Raw genomic sequence first — 5,210 nt, 5'->3', positions numbered from 1 at the left:
AGGCGCACCTCGGCCAGCCCGCCGCTGGCCTGCAGGTGCGGATCGTCCAGCAGCTCCTCGGGCCGGCGGATCGGCGCGAAGGGCAGTCCGTGGCGCTCGAAGCGGGCCGCCAGCTGGTCGGCGCCATGTTCGGCCAGCCGCTGCCGCAGCAGGGGCAGGAACCAGGGGCGCGCTCGCACGCGGTCGTTGTTGCTCGCCAGCGCCGGATCCGCCTGCCAGTCGGTGTAGCCGAAAGCCTCGCAGAACGCCTGCCACTGCGCATCGCTCACCACCGCCAGGAAGATCTGCCCGCCCCCACGCACCTGGAAGACGTCGTAGATCCCCCAGGAGGAAATGCGCTCGGGCATGGGCGCCGCCGGCTCGCCGGTGGCGGCGAACTGCATGATGTGCTGGGCTACGAGAAACACGTTGTTCTCGAACAATGCGGCATCCACCTCCTGACCGCGCCCGGTGTGCTGGCGCTGCATCAGCGCCGCCATCGCCCCGATGGCGCCGAACATGCCGCCCATGATGTCGTTCACGCTCGCCCCGGCGCGCAGCGGATCGCCGGGCCGCCCCGTCATGTAGGCCAGCCCGCCCATCATCTGCACCACCTCGTCGAGCGCCGTGCGGTGCTCGTAGGGGCCGGGCAGGAAGCCGGTGTGGTTCACGTAGACCAGCCGCTCATTGAGCCGCGCCAGGGAGGCGTAGTCCAGCCCGTGCCGCGCCATCGTCCCCGGACGGAAGTTCTGTACCACCACGTCCGCCGAGGCCGCCAGACGGATCGCCACCTCGGCCCCTTCCGGGCGGCGCAGGTCCAGCGCGATGCTTTTCTTGTTGCGGTTGAACAGCGGGAAGAAACCGGCCCCGGCGCCCAGCAGCTGGCGCGTGCGGTCGCCGCCCACCGGCTCCACCTTGATCACCTCCGCACCCAGATCGCCCAGCACCAGACCGCAGGTCGGCCCCATGACCATGTGGGAAAACTCCACGACGCGGATGCCGGCAAGCGGCAGCTCGGGGGCGGGGCGGGAAACGGAAGCAGGGAGCGAAGGCATGCAGGACCGGAACGGGGCGAGGAGCATCGGACGCCCCGAGCATACGCCGCACGGGCGCGCGCAAGCTAGCAAAGCCATAGCAACAGCGAAAGCACGCTATATTGCTATCGTTTTATGCAAGCGCCGCCGGGGGCCGGATGGGGTCGGCGGCGCCGTCCTTCCACCGCGACCGAGGAGAAGCGCGCATGAGCTCCAGGGAAAACGCTGCCGTCAACCAGTTGCTCGAGAGGCTGGAGCGCCGCTACGCCTTGCGCGTGCTGTGGGCGCTGCGCGACGGCCACCCGCAGACCTTTCGCCTGCTTCAGGACAGCGTGGGCGGCATCACGCCGAACACCCTCAACACGCGCATCAAGGAACTGCGCGAGGCGGGGTTGCTCGACCACGGCAGCGAAGGCTACCTGGTCACTGCATCCGGGCAGGACCTGCTCAAGCGCCTGTCCGACATCCAGGCTTTCGCCACCCGCTGGGTGGCCGCGCGCACGCCCAAGTAAACTGCCGAGGCGGCCAGGGCCTGCGCCGCCTCCCCTGCCCAGGGGCCCTCTTGCCCGCCGCCCTGGTCGGCCGAGCGGCGCGCCGCGGCTCAGCCCGACAGGGCCCGTTCCAACCGGGCGTAGCGGGCGTCGCCGACCGCCTCGCGGATGCGGGGCGCCAAGCGCAGCAGCTCCTCGTAGCCGGTCGTGCCCTCGACCGCCAGGTTCAGCCGAAAACCCCGCAGCCCCAGCCCGGCGGTGAGCTCGATGGCGATCGGATAGGCCTCCTTGTAGCGCTCGATGGCCGAGCGCGTGCCACCGCCCTGCCCCTCCCCGTCCGGCGCCGCGGCGCCGCCAGACTCAGAAGCCGCGGCCTGCTGCCCCTGGGGGGCGAGCAACCCCTGCTCCACCATGGCCTGGACATCCTCCATGGTGATCCCCATGGCGGCCGTGGCGGCCAGCACCTGCTGCGCCGTGCGGCGCCCGTCGAACAAGATGAAGGCAGAGCGCTGGCGCGGCGTCAGCCGGCCGCCCTGGCGCTCTTTCAGTGCCAGCTGGCCCATCTCGGTCTTGGCAAAAATCATGGGGCGACAACTCCTGCTGCGAGGGCGCCAGCCTGACACGCCCGCAGCCCTGTGGGAATGGGGCCCAACCCCGATCCAGGGCCCTGCCGCGCCCCTCAGAGCCCGTCCGGCGCCGGGCGCCGCTGCACCCCCGGCCGCGTCACCCAGCTGACCACCCAGGTCACCAGCAGACCCACCGGCACGCCGAACACCCCGGCCGAGATCGGCTGGATGCCGAACCACAGTCCATCGGGCAGCAGACTGGCCGGAACCCACTCGCGCACCAGCTCGACCTGCACCAGCAGGTAGTACAGCGTCACCCCCAGCCCGGCCACCATCCCCGCCACCGCGCCGGCGCGCGTGGTGCCGCGCCAGAAGATGCCGAGCACCATCGCCGGCACGAAGGCCGCTCCGGCGATCGAGAACGAGGCCGAGACCATCGGCAGGATCTCCGAGGGCTTGAACGAGGCCACGAAGGCCGCCGACAGGGCCACGGTGAGCAGCATGAACTTGGTCAGGATGACGCGCTGCTCGGGCGAGGAGCGCTTGCTCGCCTGCTGGAAGTACAGGTCGCGCACCAGGGCGTTGCTGATGGTCAGCAGCAATCCGTCTGCGGTGGACAGCGCCGCCGCCAGCCCCCCCGCGGCCACCAGCCCGGAGATCACGTACGGCAGGCCCGCGATCTCCGGCGTGGCAAGCATGATCAGGTCGGCGCCGAAGCGGATCTCGCCAAACTGCACGATCCCGTCGCCGTTCACGTCCTCCACCGACAGCAAGGCCGCGTCCACGCGCGACCACTGCGCCATCCAGGTCGGCAGCTCGTCGAAGCGGCTGCCCACCAGGTTGTTCATCACCTCGAACTTGACCAGCGCCGCCAGCGCCGGCGCGCTCAGGTACAAGAGCGCCACGAAGAACAGCGACCAGGCGACCGAGGCCCGCGCGCCCGCCACCGAGGGCGCCGTGTAGTAGCGCGTGAGCAGGTGCGGCAGGCCGGCGGTGCCCACCATCAGGCAGAACATCAGCGCCAGGAAGTTGCGCCGCGCGTCGTCGAAGATCGCGCGCTGCTCGGCGGTGCCGCGCGGGTCGCCGGCGAAGGCCTGGGCGTGGCGCGGCAGCCCGCCCAGCAGGCTGGCGCGCTCCAGCAGGCCGTGCAGCTCGCGCGTCCAGCGCTCGCGTGCCCCTGCCTCGTCGCGCGGCATGGCGGCCAGCTCGCGGCTCGCGGCCACGATCAGCCCGATGTCGGCATTTTGCGCGCGCAGCCGCTGGATGCGCTCGCTGGCGGCCTGGCGTTCGCGCTCCAACGCGGCCGGCACGTCCGCCAGCCATTCGCGCAGCTCCTGGGCGCGCCGCTCGTAGACCGCCACCACTTCGTACTCGGCCCGATCGCCCAACAGCTCGTTCTCCAGCGCCGTGATCTTGCCGATCTGCGCCCCGGCCACCACCGGCGCCACCGGGTTGCCCAGCTGCTTGTAGGCCAGCCAGGACACGGGAATGAGGAAAGCCAGCAAGATCACCACGTACTGCGCCACCTGGGTCCAGGTGATGGCGCGCATCCCCCCCAGGAAGGAACACAGCAGCACCCCGCCCAGGCCCAGCATGATGCCGATCTCGAACTGCACGCCCGTCAGGCGCGAGGCCACCAGGCCGACGCCGTAGATCTGCGCCACCACGTAGGTGAAGGAGCACAGCACCGCCGACAGCGCCGCGATGATGCGCGGCCAGCGGCCGCCAAAGCGCACCTGGAAGAAATCCGGCACGGTGTAGAGGTTCATCGCCCGCAGGTGCGGGGCGATCAGCATGGCCACCAGGCAAAACCCCCCGGTCCAGCCCAGCAAGTAAGCCAGCCCACCGGGCTGCCCGGGCGTGCCGGAGAAGCCCTGCAGGTACAGCGCCCCGGACAGGCTGATGAAGGAGGCCGCGCTCATCCAGTCGGCGGCTGCCGCCATGCCGTTGTAGACCGGTGGGATGCGCCGCCCCGCGACGTAGTACTCCTGCGGATCGGCCGTGCGCCCGTAGACCCCGATGGCCGCATAGACCATGACGGTCAGGAACAGGAAGATCGGCCCGATCCACTGGCGCGACAGGCCGCGCTGCTCGGCCCAGGCCATCAGCCCGAGAAAGGCAAGCAGACCGGCAATGTACAGCGCCAGGATGCGGTTCAGGCGCCCGACGTAGGAGCGCCCGGCGGCCCGCTCAGCCATGCGGCGGCGCCGCGGGGCCGGGCTCCGCCCCCGTGGCCGACGCGGCGTCCGCCCGCTCGAAACGCCCCATGGCGATGCAGTAGGCGCAGACCACGGCGATGAAGATCAGCACCGCGCCCTGCGAAGCCAGCCAGTACACGAAGCTCCAGCTGCCGGCGAGCAGCTGCAGGTCGCGTGCGTAGTAGCAGACGACGAAGGACGCGAGCAACCACACCCCCAGCAGCGCCGCCTTCAGCCACAGGTGGCGCACGTCGTGCAGGTCGGGAGCGAAGGGCGCCTGTCCCAGATCGTCCTGCGGATGCGTGTCCAGTCCGGGCATGGCGATCGGGAAAGGCGCTTCAGCCGGCCGCCAACTGCTGCCAGGTGGAGATCACGCTGTCCGGGTTCAGCGAGATCGAGGAAATCCCCTCGCTTGCCAGCCACTGCGCGAAATCCGGGTGGTCGCTCGGGCCCTGGCCGCAGATGCCGACGTACTTGCCCTGCGCGCGGCAGGTGGCGATGACGCCCTTGAGGAGCTTCTGCACCGCCGGGTCGCGCTCGTCGAAATCCTGCGCGAGCAGCTCCAGGCCCGAATCGCGGTCCAAGCCCAGGGTGAGCTGCGTCAGGTCGTTGGAGCCGACCGAGAAGCCGTCGAAGAACTCCAGGAACTCCTCGGCCAGCACGGCGTTGCTCGGCACCTCGCACATCATGATGAGCTTGAGACCGTCCTCGCCGCGCTGCAGGCCATGGTCGGCCAGCAGCCGCGTCACGCGCTCGGCCTGCGCCAGCGTGCGCACGAAGGGCACCATGATCTGCACGTTGGTCAGGCCCATCTCGCCGCGCACGCGCTTGAGCGCCTCGCACTCCATGGCGAAGGCCTCGCCAAAGCTCTGGCTGATGTAGCGCGCCGCGCCGCGAAAACCCAGCATGGGGTTTTCTTCCTCGGGCTCGTAGCGGCTGCCG

General features: G+C 70.5%; 6 protein-coding genes. 1 reads left to right on the top strand and 5 read right to left on the bottom strand.

The annotated features are described in order from the left end of the window. On the bottom strand, positions 1-1,034 hold a 1,034-nt coding region (locus tag A612_RS05860), incomplete at its 3' end, for a CaiB/BaiF CoA transferase family protein (RefSeq protein ID WP_051001454.1). A 185-nt stretch (positions 1,035-1,219) separates the two neighbouring features. Here A612_RS05860 and A612_RS05855 point away from each other — a divergent pair. Then, complete coding sequence (locus A612_RS05855) at positions 1,220-1,525, top strand: winged helix-turn-helix transcriptional regulator (protein ID WP_019373594.1); 306 nt, start codon at positions 1,220-1,222, stop codon at positions 1,523-1,525. 89 nt (positions 1,526-1,614) lie between these two features. Here the strand turns inward: A612_RS05855 and A612_RS05850 are convergent, their stop codons facing one another. From A612_RS05850 to A612_RS05835, 4 genes are all read right to left on the bottom strand, one after another. Then, positions 1,615-2,088 carry a hypothetical protein gene (locus tag A612_RS05850; protein WP_019373593.1) on the bottom strand — a complete coding sequence of 158 codons (474 nt, stop codon included), beginning with the start codon at positions 2,086-2,088 and terminating at the stop codon, positions 1,615-1,617. Positions 2,089-2,183: 95 nt separating this feature from the next. Then, the gene (locus A612_RS05845) at positions 2,184-4,268 is read right to left on the bottom strand and encodes a VC_2705 family sodium/solute symporter (protein WP_019373592.1); all 2,085 of its coding nucleotides are present in this window, start codon (positions 4,266-4,268) and stop codon (positions 2,184-2,186) included. After that, positions 4,261-4,587 carry a DUF4212 domain-containing protein gene (locus tag A612_RS05840; RefSeq protein ID WP_019373591.1) on the bottom strand — a complete coding sequence of 109 codons (327 nt, stop codon included), beginning with the start codon at positions 4,585-4,587 and terminating at the stop codon, positions 4,261-4,263. The genes A612_RS05845 and A612_RS05840 overlap by 8 nt, the downstream gene beginning before the upstream one ends. Before the next feature lie 19 nt (positions 4,588-4,606). Continuing rightward, positions 4,607-5,210, bottom strand: a 604-nt coding sequence (locus A612_RS05835) for a putative PEP-binding protein (RefSeq protein WP_040436205.1), incomplete at its 5' end; no start/stop codon positions are given.

It is taken from the genome of Melaminivora alkalimesophila, from assembly GCF_000282995.1.
Taxonomy (GTDB): Bacteria; Pseudomonadota; Gammaproteobacteria; order Burkholderiales; family Burkholderiaceae_C; genus Melaminivora; species Melaminivora alkalimesophila.
The sequence above is the reverse complement of the archived record's forward strand: the minus strand, read 5'-3'. Positions and strand labels throughout refer to the sequence as shown.

Bases quoted from the DNA above. Each gene is read 5' to 3' on its own strand.
- A612_RS05855 (WP_019373594.1), top strand. From the start codon at position 1,220: ATGAGCTCCAGGGAAAACGCTGCCGTCAACCAGTTGCTCGAGAGGCTG.
- A612_RS05850 (WP_019373593.1), bottom strand. From the start codon at position 2,088: ATGATTTTTGCCAAGACCGAGATGGGCCAGCTGGCACTGAAAGAGCGC.
- A612_RS05845 (WP_019373592.1), bottom strand. From the start codon at position 4,268: ATGGCTGAGCGGGCCGCCGGGCGCTCCTACGTCGGGCGCCTGAACCGC.
- A612_RS05840 (WP_019373591.1), bottom strand. From the start codon at position 4,587: ATGCCCGGACTGGACACGCATCCGCAGGACGATCTGGGACAGGCGCCC.